At 60.4% G+C, this 13,509-nt stretch carries 15 protein-coding genes; 9 read left to right on the top strand and 6 right to left on the bottom strand.

Annotated elements, in window-relative coordinates:
• Positions 1–92: 92 nt before the first annotated feature.
• Positions 93–500 carry an OsmC family protein gene (locus tag TAN611_RS21860; RefSeq protein WP_105232906.1) on the top strand — a complete coding sequence of 136 codons (408 nt, stop codon included), beginning with the start codon at positions 93–95 and terminating at the stop codon, positions 498–500.
• Positions 501–502: 2 nt separating this feature from the next.
• On the opposite strand, the gene TAN611_RS23640 is transcribed toward TAN611_RS21860, so the two are convergent.
• The 4 genes from TAN611_RS23640 to TAN611_RS21845 form a co-directional block, all read right to left on the bottom strand.
• Positions 503–637 carry a hypothetical protein gene (locus tag TAN611_RS23640; RefSeq protein WP_255520070.1) on the bottom strand — a complete coding sequence of 45 codons (135 nt, stop codon included), beginning with the start codon at positions 635–637 and terminating at the stop codon, positions 503–505.
• Positions 638–790: 153 nt separating this feature from the next.
• Positions 791–1,660: a phosphoribulokinase gene (locus TAN611_RS21855; protein WP_105232905.1), complete on the bottom strand. Its 870-nt coding sequence runs from the start codon at positions 1,658–1,660 to the stop codon at positions 791–793.
• A gap of 152 nt (positions 1,661–1,812) precedes the next feature.
• On the bottom strand, positions 1,813–2,046 hold the full coding sequence (locus tag TAN611_RS21850; RefSeq protein WP_105232904.1) for a YheU family protein: 234 nt from the start codon (positions 2,044–2,046) through the stop codon (positions 1,813–1,815).
• Between the two features lies 1 nt (position 2,047).
• Positions 2,048–3,022: a hydrolase gene (locus TAN611_RS21845; protein WP_105232903.1), complete on the bottom strand. Its 975-nt coding sequence runs from the start codon at positions 3,020–3,022 to the stop codon at positions 2,048–2,050.
• A 119-nt stretch (positions 3,023–3,141) separates the two neighbouring features.
• Between TAN611_RS21845 and TAN611_RS21840 the strand changes: the two genes are divergently transcribed.
• The 6 genes from TAN611_RS21840 (at position 3,142) to tauD (ending at position 8,098) form a co-directional block, all read left to right on the top strand.
• The gene (locus TAN611_RS21840; RefSeq protein ID WP_105232902.1) at positions 3,142–3,744 is read left to right on the top strand and encodes a LysE family translocator; all 603 of its coding nucleotides are present in this window, start codon (positions 3,142–3,144) and stop codon (positions 3,742–3,744) included.
• Between the two features lie 10 nt (positions 3,745–3,754).
• Positions 3,755–4,537 (top strand): PhzF family phenazine biosynthesis protein, encoded by a 783-nt coding sequence (locus TAN611_RS21835; protein ID WP_105232901.1) that lies wholly within the window; start codon positions 3,755–3,757, stop codon positions 4,535–4,537.
• Between the two features lie 116 nt (positions 4,538–4,653).
• On the top strand, positions 4,654–5,649 hold the full coding sequence (gene tauA / locus TAN611_RS21830) for a taurine ABC transporter substrate-binding protein (RefSeq protein ID WP_203066996.1): 996 nt from the start codon (positions 4,654–4,656) through the stop codon (positions 5,647–5,649).
• 9 nt (positions 5,650–5,658) lie between these two features.
• A complete protein-coding gene (tauB, locus tag TAN611_RS21825; RefSeq protein ID WP_105232899.1) occupies positions 5,659–6,426 on the top strand; it encodes a taurine ABC transporter ATP-binding subunit in 768 nt (255 codons plus the stop codon).
• Entirely contained in the window at positions 6,423–7,253 is an 831-nt protein-coding gene (gene tauC, locus TAN611_RS21820; RefSeq protein ID WP_111737894.1) for a taurine ABC transporter permease TauC, read from the top strand. Before tauB ends, tauC begins: the two co-directional genes overlap by 4 nt.
• Positions 7,250–8,098, top strand: a complete 849-nt coding sequence (gene tauD, locus TAN611_RS21815; protein ID WP_105232897.1) for a taurine dioxygenase — start codon at positions 7,250–7,252, stop codon at positions 8,096–8,098. Before tauC ends, tauD begins: the two co-directional genes overlap by 4 nt.
• Positions 8,099–8,101: 3 nt before the next feature.
• On the opposite strand, the gene TAN611_RS21810 is transcribed toward tauD, so the two are convergent.
• Positions 8,102–8,821, bottom strand: coding sequence for an NUDIX domain-containing protein (locus TAN611_RS21810; protein WP_105232896.1), 720 nt, complete (start codon positions 8,819–8,821; stop codon positions 8,102–8,104).
• A gap of 206 nt (positions 8,822–9,027) precedes the next feature.
• On the opposite strand from TAN611_RS21810, the gene prs reads away from it, so the two are divergent.
• Both prs and TAN611_RS21800 read left to right on the top strand, forming a co-directional pair.
• Entirely contained in the window at positions 9,028–9,888 is an 861-nt protein-coding gene (gene prs, locus TAN611_RS21805) for a ribose-phosphate diphosphokinase (RefSeq protein WP_203066995.1), read from the top strand.
• Positions 9,889–9,898: 10 nt separating this feature from the next.
• Positions 9,899–11,395, top strand: coding sequence for a nicotinate phosphoribosyltransferase (locus TAN611_RS21800; RefSeq protein WP_203066994.1), 1,497 nt, complete (start codon positions 9,899–9,901; stop codon positions 11,393–11,395).
• Positions 11,396–11,429: 34 nt separating this feature from the next.
• On the opposite strand, the gene TAN611_RS21795 is transcribed toward TAN611_RS21800, so the two are convergent.
• Complete coding sequence (locus tag TAN611_RS21795; RefSeq protein ID WP_111737891.1) at positions 11,430–13,349, bottom strand: ABC transporter ATP-binding protein; 1,920 nt, start codon at positions 13,347–13,349, stop codon at positions 11,430–11,432.
• Positions 13,350–13,509: the final 160 nt, after the last annotated feature.

Here is a 13,509-nt window from a genome sequence, read left to right as displayed (position 1 = left end):
GTCTCGCTTCAGCATGACCGGCATCAGGTTCCGTTGCCAGTTTCAGCGCGAAAGCGTAGTCTGATTTTAAGAAATTAACCGGAGTGAGCAGTATGCAGGCAAGAGTGAAATGGGTGGAAGGATTGACCTTCCTCGGTGAGTCCGCGTCAGGCCATCAGGTGTTAATGGACGGTAGCGCCGGAGAAAAGGCGCCGAGTCCGATGGAGATGGTGCTGATGTCGGTGGGCGGTTGCAGCGCGATCGATGTGGTGTCGATTCTGCAAAAGGGCCGCAATGACGTGCGCGACTGTGAGGTGAAACTCAGCTCGCAGCGGCGGGATGAGCCGCCGCGCACTTTTACCGCGATCAATCTGCACTTTATCGTCAGCGGTAAAGGGCTGAGTGACAAGGTGGTGGAGCGTGCGGTCAACCTGTCCGCTGAAAAGTACTGCTCGGTATCGCTGATGCTGAGCCAGGCGGCAACGGTGACCCACAGTTTCGAAATCCGTGCGGTGGAATAAGTTTACCAGGCGTAGCGCTGACACTGGCCGTGCAGCAAATCCAGCAAACGCCGCCCCGTTACGGTTGGCGGCGATCTCTGCGAATAGAGCACCTGCGGCAGGGTATCAATCGGCTGCGTGACCCGCTGTTCCTGCACGGGCTGTTTTCTGTTTATCGGCAGCGGCAACGACAAGATCGGCGCGACCTATGGGGTGCATAACCCGCGCTTTAAACTGGATGAGGAAGTATTGCAGATCGGTGTGAAGCTCATGTCGGCTTTATCCGGCGCTTGCTGATGGCATAGGCGCCGTTATTCGATCTTTTTCCCTTCCAGCAGGCGCTGCACCAGCGGCGCCATAATCAGCTCCATCGCCAGCCCCATTTTGCCGCCTGGTACCACCAACGTATTGATATGCGAGATAAATGAACCCTGCAGCATCGCCAGCAGATAGGGGAAGTCGATCTGATCCAACCCACGGAAATGAATGACTACAAAACTTTCATCCAGCGAAGGAATAGCTTTGGCGGCGAACGGGTTGGAGGTGTCGACCGTAGGCACCCGCTGGAAGTTGATATGGGTGCGGGAAAACTGCGGCGTGATGTAGTTGATATAGTCTTCCATCGAGCGCACCACCGAATCCATCACCGCTTCGCGCGAATGGCCGCGCTCGCCGGTATCGCGGATTAATTTTTGGATCCACTCCAGGTTAACGATGGGCACCACCCCGACCAGCAGATCGACATGACGCGCCACGTCATGCTGATCGGTCACTACGCCGCCGTGCAGGCCTTCATAGAACAGCACGTCGGTCGGCGACGGCAGCGGTTCCCACGGGGTGAAGGTGCCGGGCACCTGATTGTAGGGCACCGCTTCGTCATAGGTATGCAGGTATTTGCGCGAGCGGCCGCTGCCGTTTTTACCGTATTCGGTAAAGCTTTGTTCCAACAGGCCGAAGTCGTTGGCCTCCGGACCGAAGTAGCTGATATGGCGGCCGAGATCGCGCGCTTTACGGATAGCGGCGTCCATTTCCGGCCGGGTGTAGCGGTGGAAGCTGTCGCCTTCCAGCTGCGCGGCGCGGATATCCAGCTGCTGGAATATTTTGCGGAACGCCACGCTGGTGGTGGTGGTGCCGGCGCCGCTGGAGCCGGTCACCGCGATAACGGGATGTTTGGCGGACATACTTGGGTTACTCCGTAGTAAAAAGCGCGCGTATCAGAGAATAATTTTTAGTGTGGTTGATACGTTTTTGCCAGCGGCAAGCTGCGCGAGTTGGTTTGCAAGATGTCCATTGTTACCTGATTTTTGCCGTCAGTCATAGGGCGCAGACGCGATTACCTCTCCTGATAACCGGCACGCAGCTGCCCGCGCGGCATGATATTGACGGTCTCGTGCAGCTCAGACCACACCAGCACCACCTCGCCGCTTTGCAGCTGGCGGCGCACGTCGGCCACTTTCTGCTCCAGCGAACGTTCATGTTCGCCGTAGTCGGTGCCTTCGCGCAGTACGAAGGCTTCAATCAGGTTATTCAGCGTGTCGCCATCCAGTTCTTTCCAGGGAATAATCACGTTATTTATCCAGATAAGGGGTAAGCCAGGCGGGAATCCGCTGTTCCAGCCACATTTGCGGTTTGTGCAGCGTGCCGCCGACAAAGCCGACGTGGCCGCCGCGCTCGGTCAGCTGATACTCGATGTTGGGCGGCAGAGCGCTCAGATCGGGGATCACCGCGTCGGTCATAAACGGATCGTCTTTGGCGTGGATGATCAGCAGCGGCGTTTGAATCTCGGGCAGCAGCGGCAGCGCGCTGCAGCGCCGATAGTAGTCGGTGGCGTCGCGGAAGCCGTGAATGCGTGCGGTAATGGCGTCGTCAAAGTCGCGCATGCGGCGCAGCCCTTTGAGCTGCGGCAGCTTCAGCGGCAGTGACGCCGGGTCGCGCAGCAGCTTGCGGGTGGCGTTCTGCTTGAGCTGGCCGAGCAGGTAATGCTGATAAACGCGCGAGAACCCCTGTTCCATGCGTAACGAGCAAGGCTCCAGCATCAGCGGCGCGCTGACCACCACGGCGGCGTCCAGCAGGCTCTCCCGCCGCTGCTGCGCCAGATAGCAGGCCAGCATATTGCCGCCGAGGGAAATGCCGACCGCAGCGGTAGGCGCTGCGCCATGGGTATCCCGCAGCCAGCGCAGGAAAAAGCGCGCGTCTTCCGTTTCACCGGAGTGATAAATGCGCTGTTTGCGGTTGGGCACGCCGCTGCAGCCGCGAAAGTGCATCACCACGCCCAGCCAGCCTTTTTCCCGCCAGGCGTGCAGCAGGCCATGGGCGTAGGGGCTGTAGAAGCTGCCTTCCAGGCCGTGGAACAGCACCACCCGGGGCTTATCGCCTGCGCTAGCGGGGTCTTCGCTCCAGGCCAGATCGACGAAATCGCCGTCGGGCAGTTCCAGCCGCTGCCAGTGCGGTTGCAGCAGTACGCGGCGGCGCACCAGCCGCGGCAATAAGGTTTGCAGATGCGGGTTGCCGGCACCGCTCAGGGGACGAAAGGTTTCATGCATAAGGTGAATAAAAATCTTGTTGGCGACTATTGTGTGATCAATAGCGCACTGTTAGCTTCAATGTCATCTGTTAACCATCATACTGCAAAAATCGCGCATGGGTGAGGAGCGCCCGTTTCATGGAATTAAGTTTGTTTCTTTCGCTGCTGGGTTTCCTGTGGGTGGCCGCGATCACCCCTGGCCCGAATAACATGCTGCTCACCACCTCCGGCGCCAATTTTGGCTTTATGCGCTCGCTGTGGCTGATGATTGGCATCATGCTCGGCATGCAGAGCATTTTGCTGCTGGTGGCGTTCGGCGTCGGCAGCCTGATCCTGGTCTACCCTTCATTACACCTTATCCTGAAAATACTCGGCACCGTCTACCTGCTGTGGCTGGCGTGGAAAGTGGCGACCGCCGCTTATGAAAAGCTGGAGACCGATATCGCGCCGCCCAAGCCGGTGCGGCTGTACCAGGGCTGGCTGCTGCAGTTTCTCAACCCTAAAGCCTGGCTGATGGCGCTGGGCGCGGTGGCCAGCTTCAGCCTGGAAGGGGAGCGCTATAACGCGTCGATTCTGGCCATTGCGGTGGGTATTTTTGTGGTGAATATCATTGCCGGCGTCATCTGGCTCGGATTCGGCACCGTTATCGGTCGCCTGCTGCGCAGTAAGAAAGCCTGGGTGATCTTCAACGTTTCCATGGGGTTACTGACGGCGGCCTGTGCGCTGCTGATCTGGCATTAAGGAATAAGCGATGAGCGAAAACTATTTTCACGTTGACGCCTTTACCGGCGCCGGGCTGCGCGGTAACCCGGCGGGGGTGTATCTGTTGAAACAGCCATTGGAGACGGCGCAGCTGCAGGCGATCGCCAATGAGCTGAATCTGCCGGAGACCAGCTTTGTCTGGGACGACGGCGATGTGCTGAGCATCCGCTGGTTTACGCCGCAGCGCGAGGTGGACTTGTGCGGTCACGGCACGCTGGCGGCGGCGCACGTGATGTTTAACGTGGTGAATCCGGGGCTGAACGACGTGCGTTTCCGCTCCGCCAGCGGTGAACTGTACGTCAGACGCGACAGTGAAGACGGCGAACGACTGATTCTGGATTTTCCCAGCCGGGCGCCGCAGCGCATTGCGCCGGTGGAAGCGGTGGCGCAGTTGCTGGGCGTTACGCCACAGGAGAGCTGGCAGGCTACGGCGCTGCTGATGGTGCTGGAGAATGAGGCGCAGGTGAGGGCGTTGCAGCCGGATATCCCGGCGCTGATTGCCGCCGCCGGCCGGGCGGTGATCGTCACCGCGCCGGGTGAGGAGGTGGATTTTGTTTCCCGTTACTTCACGCTGGATGGCGGAGAAGACCCGGTGACCGGCTCCGCCCACTGTACGCTGATGCCGTATTGGGTCGCGCGTCTGGGCCGTCATACGCTGCAGGCCCGGCAGATTTCCGCCCGCGGCGGCGAGCTGTTTTGCCGGCAGCAGGGTGAACGCACCCTGCTCGGCGGCTACGCCCGGATTTTTTTACGCGGGGAAATTACCGGTTGATTATGCACCTTATATCGCCATAAGTAATAAAGAAGTTTTTTTTATTCTTTCATTGCTCGCCAGTGCTCGGATAAAACTGTTGGTAACTGAACAGATGGTTATCAACGGAGCAGATCATGGCGGGCAAACTCTTTTCTCTACGCGGCGCGGCGTTGCTGGCGTTGTCGCTGACGGCGGCCAGCGCACAGGCGGTCGACGTGACCGTCGCCTACCAAACCTCAGCGGAGCCCGCCAAAATAGCGCAGGCGGAAAACAGTTTTGCCAAACAGTCCGGCGCCAAGGTCGACTGGCGTAAGTTTGACAGCGGTTCCGGCGTGCTGCGCGCGCTGGCCTCCGGCGATGTGCAAATCGGTAATATCGGCTCCAGCCCGCTGGCGGTGGCCGCCAGCCAAAAACTGCCGATTGAGGTGTTTCTGATCGCCTCGCAGCTGGGCAGCTCGGAAGCGCTGGTGGTGAAGAACACCATCACGTCGCCTAAAGCTCTGATCGGCAAACGCATTGCGGTGCCGTTTATCTCAACCACCCATTACAGCCTGCTGGCCTCGCTGAAGCACTGGGGCATCAAGCCCGAACAGGTAAAAATCCTCAATCTGCAGCCGCCGGCCATTGCCGCCGCCTGGCAGCGCGGTGATATCGACGGCGCATACGTCTGGGCGCCGGTGGTGAACGAGCTGGCGAAAGAAGGCAAGGTGCTGGCCGATTCGGCGCAGGTGGGCGAGTGGGGCGCGCCGACGCTGGACGTCTGGGTGGTGCGTAAGGATTTCGCCCAGCAGCATCCGGAGGTGGTGACCGCGTTTGCCGCCAGTTCGCTGGCGGCGCAAAAGGCCTACCTGAACGATCCTGCCGCCTGGCTGGGAGATAACAATCACCTCGCTACGCTGGCGCGGCTGAGCGGGGTGCCGGAAGCGCAGGTGCCGGCATTGGTGCAGGGCAACCGCTATCTGCCGGCGGCGGAGCAGGTGAGCCAACTGGGCCAGCCGGTCAGCAAGGCGATTCACGATACCGCGGAGTTCCTGAAACAGCAGGGCAAAATTCCGCAGGTTGATGCGGATTACAGCGCCTATGTCACCGACCGTTTCGTCAAGCAGCTGCAGGCTGCGCCACAGCCGTAAGGGGGAGACATGTTAAACGTCAGCCATTTGTCGGCGGAGTATCAGGGGCGCCCGGCGCTGCGCGATGTGTCGTTCCAGATCGACAGCGGCGAGCTGGTGGTGGTGCTGGGCCCGTCGGGCTGCGGCAAAACGACCTTACTGAATCTGATTGCCGGCTTTATGACGCCGGCGGCGGGCAGCATTACGCTGGACGGGCAGCCGGTCCGCGGCCCCGGCGCCGAGCGCGGCGTGGTGTTCCAGCATGAGGGCCTGCTGCCGTGGCGCAACGTGGCGGATAACGTCGAGTTTGGTCTGCAACTGGCGGGCGTCGGCAAGGCGCAGCGCCGGGCGGTGGCGCAAGATATGCTGCGGCGCGTCGGTCTGGCCGGCTATGAGCAACATTTTATCTGGCAGTTGTCCGGCGGGATGCGTCAGCGTGTAGGCATCGCCCGCGCCCTAGCGGCGGACCCGCGCCTGCTGCTGCTGGATGAGCCGTTCGGCGCGCTGGATGCCTTTACCCGCGAACAGATGCAGGAACTGCTGCTGACCATCTGGCGCGATACCGGCAAACAGGTGTTGCTGATTACGCACGATATTGAAGAGGCGGTTTTTTTAGCCAGCGAGCTGTTGCTGCTGTCGCCGGGGCCGGGACAGGTGGTTGAACGCCTGTCGCTGGATTTCGGCCGCCGCTATGCCGCCGGCGAGGCGTGCCGTTCGATCAAATCGGACCCGGCGTTTATCGCCCGGCGCGAATATGTGCTCGGCAAGGTCTTCCAACAGCGCGAGGCATTGCTATGAGCCTGCACTCCACCTTAAAAGCCACCGCGACGTCGGCATCGCCGCGCCGTTTTACACTGCCGCGCCGCGTCTGGCTCAGCGCTTCAACGCTGCTGGCACTACTGGCGCTGTGGTGGGCGGTGACGGCGCTGGGGCTTATCAGCCCGCTGTTTCTGCCGGCGCCGCAGCAGGTGCTGCGCCAGTTGATCACCATCGCCAGCCCGCAAGGGTTTATGGACGCCACGCTGTGGCAGCATCTGGCCGCCAGTCTGGGGCGCATTCTGCTGGCGTTGTTGGCGGCGGTGCTGATCGGTGTTCCGGTCGGTATTGCGATGGGGCTGAACGATACGGTGCGCGGTATTCTCGACCCGTTGATTGAAATCTACCGTCCGGTGCCGCCGCTGGCCTATTTGCCGCTGATGGTGATTTGGTTCGGCATTGGCGAAACGTCGAAAATCCTGCTGATTTACCTGGCGATTTTCGCCCCGGTCGCGCTATCGACCGTGGCCGGCGTGCGCAGCGTGGCGCAGGTGCGGGTGCGGGCGGCTCGCGCACTGGGCGCCAACCGTTGGCAGGTGCTGCGTTTTGTGGTGCTGCCGAGCGCGTTGCCGGAAATTCTGACCGGCATCCGCATCGGGCTGGGCGTAGGCTGGTCGACGCTGGTGGCGGCGGAGCTGATCGCCGCAACGCGCGGTTTAGGTTTTATGGTGCAATCCGCCGGTGAATTTCTGGCGACCGATGTGGTGCTGGCCGGCATCGGCGTGATTGCGATAATTGCATTCGGCTTAGAGCTGGGACTGCGTGCCCTGCAGCGCCGTCTGACCCCGTGGCATGGAGTACAACAATGAACGAACGTCTGGTGATTACCCCGTTAGGGCCGTATATCGGCGCGCTGGTGGAAAATGTGCAGCTGGCGCGGCCGCTGGGTGACGGACAGTTTGAGCAGCTGTATCACGCGCTGCTGAAACATCAGGTGCTGTTTTTCCGCAATCAGCCGATTACGCCGCTGCAGCAGCGCGATTTGGCGGGACGTTTCGGCGACCTGCATATTCACCCGGTGTATCCGCACGCCAGCGACGTGGAGGAAATTATCGTGCTGGATACCCACGATAATAATCCGCCGGACAACGATAACTGGCACACCGATGTCACCTTTATCGAAAATCCGCCGCTGGGAGCGATCCTGGCGGCGAAAACGCTGCCGGCCACCGGCGGCGATACCCTGTGGGCCAGCGGCATTGCCGCCTATGAGGCGCTGTCGGCACCGTTCAAGCAACTGCTGAGCGGTCTGCAGGCGGAGCACGACTTCACCAAGTCATTCCCGGAATATAAACATCGCGGCAGCGAGGAGGAACACCAGCGCTGGCGACAGGCGGTGCAGAAAAATCCGCCTCTGCTGCATCCGGTGATCCGTACCCACCCGGTAAGCGGCCGGCAGGCGCTGTTCGTCAATGAAGGCTTTACCACGCGGATTGTCGATGTGTCGCCGAAAGAGAGCGAGGCGCTGCTGGGCTTCCTGTTTGCTCATATCACCAAACCGGAGTTCCAGGTGCGCTGGCGCTGGCAGGAAAATGATATTGCCATCTGGGACAACCGCGTGACGCAGCATTACGCCAACGCGGATTATTTGCCGCAGCGCCGTATTATGCACCGGGCGACGATGTTGGGTGATAAGCCGTTTTACCGCGCCTGACGGTTAATCCACCATCAGATTGCGGGAAAAATTGTGCATATCGACCCCCGCCTTTTTACGATACAGGCGCGCCTTGCGCGCGCCTGTCGCCATCATCTTGCCGGTATCCTCAAACATCTCCGCGGCGTCAAAGCGCCGCATCAGGCTCTTGCGCTGTACCGGCTGCGCCAAAATGATTTCCATCACTTCCTGTAATTGCGACAGCGTAAACTCCGCCGGCAGGCAGTAGACCGGCAGCATGGAGTAGGCGGTTTTCTGGCGCAGGCGCTGCAGCGCCGCATCGATAATCGCCAGATGGTCGAACGCCAGCGTCTGTTTACGCAGCGTTGTCAGCGGCAGCCATGCGGCGTCATCCACGTCGGCAATATGGGCCTGGCAGTCGGCGTGGGCGATCAGGGCAAAATAGACCGTGGTCAGGCTCCAGCCGCGCGGGTCGCGCCCAGGGCCGGAAAAGCTCTCCAACTGCGCCAGATACGGCGGGGCGACGCCGGTTTTCTCCATCAGTTTGCGCTGGGCGGTGGCGCCGGTGGAAGCATCGCGCTGCAGATCGATAAAACCGCCCGGCAATCCCCATAATCCCTGATACGGGTGGTTGGCGCGTTTGACCATCAGGACGCACAGCTCTCCCTGATGAACGGTAAACAGCACGCTGTCCACTGTAACAATCGGGGAAGGGAAACGGCTGGCGTCGTAGTGTTGCAGATAGTCGGTTTCCGTGGACATTGCGCGGGGTCTCGCTGAAAGGGTCTTTGGGACACTATAGCGAGCGCGCCGGTGTTCAGCAAGCGGGGCTGTTTCGTTTCTTTTTATTATCAGTTGGTTATATTTTTATCTCTGCGTAGGCGGATTTTTTACTTGCCAATTATTGTCCCTTAGACAATTATATAAATGTCTTACAGACACTAATTGTTGAATCACGGGAGGCGGGCATGCATACAACACTGCAGTTATTTCTGGATGGAGAGGAAGTTCAGGTCATCAGCGGTCAGTTTCCTGATGGCGCCGTGTATGCCCGCTTCGCCGTGCCGGCGGCGGCGGGCGTCGCGCAAATGCGTATCCGGGCCGCCGCGATGCGCAGCATGGATGATTTTATGGCGCTGGCGCAGTTGGTGGATGCGGTGCGTCACCACTACCCCATCCGCGAGAGCCTGCTTGAGCTGCCTTATCTGCCGTTCGCCCGTCAGGATCGCCATATGGGCGCCGGCGACAGCTTTGCGCTGAAGGTGTTCGGCCAACTGCTGAATACGCTGAAGTTTGATCGGGTGACGGTGCTGGACCCGCACAGCGACGTGGCGGCGGCGGCGATTGACCGTTTCCACGCGGTTGCTCAGCAGCACTGTATGCAGCACAGCGCCAGGCTGACGCAGCTGCTGTCGCAGCAGGCTTTACTGCCTATCGCGCCGGACGCCGGGGCGCTGAAAAAAATCCACGCCGTTGCAGAACATTTTGCGCTTAACGAGTACGGCATCATGACCAAACACCGTGACGTGCAGAGCGGCCAACTGACCGGGTTTGCGCTGCTGGCCGGTGACGTGCGCGGCAGAGACGTGCTGATCGTGGACGATTTGTGCGATGCCGGCGGCACCTTCATCGGCGCGGCGCAGGTGCTGCGCCAGCACGGCGCGCGCAGCGTCAGCCTGTACGTCACGCACGGCATCTTTTCCAAAGGCGTTGAGCATCTGCTGGCTCAGGGCATCGACAACATTTATACCACCACCTCATATGCGCCGGCGGATATCGCCGGAGCCCGCGTTGAACTGATTGATATTGCGCGTATCTACGCCCATTAAGGAGAGCATCATGCTGACTAACCCTATTCTGGCGATTGACGGGTATAAAGTCTCCCACCGTGAGCAGTACCCGCAGGGGACGACGCGGGTCTATTCCAACTTTACGCCGCGCAGCGATCGCTTCTTCAGTTCGCCGCTGCCTGACGGGCAACTGGTATTTTTTGGCCTGCAGGGATTCCTGCAGTGGTTTATGGTGGATTTGTTCAACCAGCAGTTTTTCGCCCAGCCGGAAGAGCAGGTGATCGGGGAATATAAAGCGCTGATGGACAGTTACATCGGCCAGGATCGGGTGTCCGTCGAGCATATCCGTGCGCTGCATCGGTTGGGCTATCTGCCGCTGCATATCAAAGGGCTGGATGAAGGCAGCAAGGTCAATATGAAGGTGCCGGTGCTGACCATCACCAACACGCGGGATGAGTTCTTCTGGCTGGTGAACTACCTGGAGACGGTCATTTCCGCAGAGCTGTGGAAGTCCTCCACCAACGCCACCATCGCCCATCACTACCGCAAAATTTGCCAGATGTGGGCGGCGCGCACCTGTGACGATACGGCGCACCTGGATTTCCAGTGCCACGACTTCTCATTCCGCGGTATGTCGGGCATGCATGATGTGGCGCAGGCCGGCGCCGGCCATCTGCTCAGTTTTAAAGGCACCGATAATATCCCGTCCATTCTGTACGCGCAGCGCTACTATCCGACCGCTGCCGACTACTTTGTGGCCGGTAGCATCCCGGCGACCGAGCACAGCGTGATGTGCATGGGGGAGCAGGATGCGGAGATTGAAACCTTCCGCCGCCTGATTGAGGATCTGTATCCGCAGGGGCTGGTGTCCATCGTGTCGGATACCTGGGATTACTGGCGGGTGCTGACCGAATTCACCCGCGAGCTGAAAGCAAAAATCATGGCGCGCGACGGCCGGGTGGTGTTTCGTCCGGACAGCGGCGACCCGGTCGCCATCCTGTGCGGCAGCGGTGCGGATGACGATCGCCGCCCGACGCGCAGCGCGGAAGAAAAAGGCTCGGTGGAAGTGTTGTGGGAGATTTTTGGCGGTACGGTAAACAGTAAGGGTTACAAGGTGCTGGATCCTCACGCCGGGCTGATTTACGGCGACTCCATTACGCTGGATCGCGCGCAAGAAATTCTGCGTCGTCTGGAGGCGAAAGGGTTCGCCAGTTCCAACGTGGTGTTTGGCGTGGGTTCTTTTACCTATCAATACCATACCCGCGACACCTTCGGCTTTGCGATGAAGGCGACCTATGGCGAGGTGCAGGGCGTCGGTCGGCCGATTTTCAAGCAGCCGAAAACCGACGGCGGTTTGAAGCAGTCGGCGCGCGGCCTGCTGCGGGTGATCAGGGATGAGCATGGCGACTACCAACTGCGGGATAACCAAAGCTGGCAGCAGGAGCAGCAGGGGGAACTGAAAACCCGTTTCCTGGACGGTAAGCTGTTCCACCAGGAGTCGTTGGAGCAGATCCGCCAGCGGCTGAGTGCGACGCTGGCGGAGTGATATCACGGCGCTCCCCGCCCGGGCGGGGCAGCGCTTAACTTTCGGTGTCGAACGCCTGGGTCAGCTGCTCCAGCTGTTCCTGCGCCTCCAGCCAGGTCATCTCCGTCTCTTCCAACGCGGATTTGGCCTGGCTTTGCCGTTGCAGGCAGTCGGTCAGTTCGGCCTTGCGGCTGATGTCATACAGCGCGGAATCCGCCAGTTGTTCTTCCACCTGCGCCAGCTCGGCGCCCAGCGTTTCCATTTGCTGTTCCAGTTTGGCGATCTGCTTGCGCAGCGGCTGGGTTTGCGTGCGGAATTCGGCGGCGCGGCGCTTCTGATCCTTACGCGCCTGCGCGCTGTTGCCGCTGTCCTGCTTCGGTGCGGCGTCCTGCTGCGCCTGCTGTTTTTGCAGGTCGCTGAGCCACTGCTGGTAATCCTCCAGATCGCCGGCGAACGGTTCAACCTGGCCGTCGTGCACCAGATACAGATCGTCGGTGGTTGAGCGCAGCAGGTGACGGTCGTGCGATACCACCACCAATGCGCCTTCGAAGTCGATCAGCGCTTCGGTCAGCGCCTGGCGCATATCCAGATCCAGGTGGTTGGTCGGTTCATCGAGCAGCAGCAGGTTAGGGCGCTGCCAGACAATCAGCGCCAGCACCAGGCGGGCCTTTTCCCCGCCGGAGAAACGGCCGGTTGCCTCGCTCACCTTGTCGCCCTGGAAGCCGAAGCCGCCGAGGTAGTCGCGCAGCTGCTGTTCCAGTACGCGTGGCGCAATGCGGCTCAGGTGCTGCAGCGGCGATTCGTCGGCACGCAGGAATTCCAGCTGATGCTGGGCGAAGTAGCCCAGCTTGATGCCTTTCGCCAGGCCAATTTCGCCGCTGAGCGGTGCCAGTTCGTCGGCCAGCAGTTTAATCAGGGTGGATTTCCCGGCGCCGTTGCGCCCCAGCAGGCCGATGCGCGAACCGGGCACCAGATTGAGTTTGATCGACTGCAGGATCACCTTATCGCCATAGCCGGCGCTGACTTTTTCCATCCGCAGCAGCGGGTTGGGCAGGCTTTCCGGCTGGCGGAAGCTGAAGCTGAACGGGTTGTCGACGTGCGCCGGCGCGATCAGCTCCATGCGTTCGAGCATTTTGATACGGCTCTGCGCCTGCTTGGCTTTGGTGGCCTTGGCGCGGAACCGTTCGATATAGCTCTGCAGATGCGCCACCTTTTCCTGCTGCGTCTGGTACAGCGACTGCTGCTGCGCCAGCTTGGTGGCGCGCTGACGTTCGAACGAGGAGTAGTTGCCGGTGTATTCGTTGATGGTCTGCTGTTCGATGTGCAGGATTTTATCGACGATCGGATCGAGGAAGTCGCGGTCGTGAGAAATCAGCACCAGCGTGCCGGGGTAGCTTTTCAGCCAGCGCTCCAGCCAGATGACCGCGTCCAGATCCAGGTGGTTGGTTGGTTCATCGAGCAGCAGCAGGTCGGAACGGCACAGCAGCGCCTGCGCCAGGTTGAGGCGCATGCGCCAGCCGCCGGAGAAAGCGCGCACCGGGCTTTGCAGTTGCTCGTTGGAAAAGCCGAGGCCGTGCAGCAGGCTGGCGGCGCGGGCGCGGATGGTCCAGGCGTCGATGGCGTCCAGCTTGCCGTGCAGCGTGGCGATGGCGTTGCCGTCGTTACGCTCGTTGGCCAGCTGCAAGTCTGCTTCCAACTGGCGGAATTCGCGGTCGCCGTCGATCACATACTCCAGCGCCGGCGTATCCAGCGCCGGCGTTTCCTGGTTCACCCAGGCCAGCGCCCAACTGCCGGGGAAAGTGTAGCTGCCGCCGTCGGCGGAGAGTTCGCCCTTCAGCAGCGACAACAGGGTGGACTTGCCGCAGCCGTTTTTGCCCACCAGGCCCACTTTCTGCCCGGGGTTAACCGTTGCCGTCGCGTTGTCCAGCAAGACGCGGGTGCCGCGTCGGATTTGTAACGATGAGAATACAATCATAAAGCGCCGTTCTCTGTGTAGTCCCTTTACTTCGAATGATTGCCGCGTCGATGCGACTCGAATAATGTAGGAGATATGTTAAATTATCATCAGGGTAACAGACCGCAGCGAGCGTGCTGTTTTAAACTATGCGCAGCATGGTAACGGAAAACCGTTGCTC

Source organism: Serratia sp. Tan611, from assembly GCF_905188235.1.
Taxonomy (GTDB): Bacteria; Pseudomonadota; Gammaproteobacteria; order Enterobacterales; family Enterobacteriaceae; genus Serratia_B; species Serratia_B rhizosphaerae.
Note: the sequence above shows the minus strand (reverse complement) of the source record. Positions and strands in the feature narration are given on the sequence as shown.

Bases quoted from the DNA above. Each gene is read 5' to 3' on its own strand.
- TAN611_RS21835 (WP_105232901.1), top strand. From the start codon at position 3,755: ATGAGCGAAAACTATTTTCACGTTGACGCCTTTACCGGCGCCGGGCTG.
- tauB (WP_105232899.1), top strand. From the start codon at position 5,659: ATGTTAAACGTCAGCCATTTGTCGGCGGAGTATCAGGGGCGCCCGGCG.
- prs (WP_203066995.1), top strand. From the start codon at position 9,028: ATGCATACAACACTGCAGTTATTTCTGGATGGAGAGGAAGTTCAGGTC.
- TAN611_RS21860 (WP_105232906.1), top strand. From the start codon at position 93: ATGCAGGCAAGAGTGAAATGGGTGGAAGGATTGACCTTCCTCGGTGAG.
- TAN611_RS21855 (WP_105232905.1), bottom strand. From the start codon at position 1,660: ATGTCCGCCAAACATCCCGTTATCGCGGTGACCGGCTCCAGCGGCGCC.
- TAN611_RS21810 (WP_105232896.1), bottom strand. From the start codon at position 8,821: ATGTCCACGGAAACCGACTATCTGCAACACTACGACGCCAGCCGTTTC.
- TAN611_RS21800 (WP_203066994.1), top strand. From the start codon at position 9,899: ATGCTGACTAACCCTATTCTGGCGATTGACGGGTATAAAGTCTCCCAC.
- TAN611_RS21845 (WP_105232903.1), bottom strand. From the start codon at position 3,022: ATGCATGAAACCTTTCGTCCCCTGAGCGGTGCCGGCAACCCGCATCTG.
- tauC (WP_111737894.1), top strand. From the start codon at position 6,423: ATGAGCCTGCACTCCACCTTAAAAGCCACCGCGACGTCGGCATCGCCG.
- tauD (WP_105232897.1), top strand. From the start codon at position 7,250: ATGAACGAACGTCTGGTGATTACCCCGTTAGGGCCGTATATCGGCGCG.
- TAN611_RS21795 (WP_111737891.1), bottom strand. From the start codon at position 13,349: ATGATTGTATTCTCATCGTTACAAATCCGACGCGGCACCCGCGTCTTG.
- tauA (WP_203066996.1), top strand. From the start codon at position 4,654: ATGGCGGGCAAACTCTTTTCTCTACGCGGCGCGGCGTTGCTGGCGTTG.
- TAN611_RS21840 (WP_105232902.1), top strand. From the start codon at position 3,142: ATGGAATTAAGTTTGTTTCTTTCGCTGCTGGGTTTCCTGTGGGTGGCC.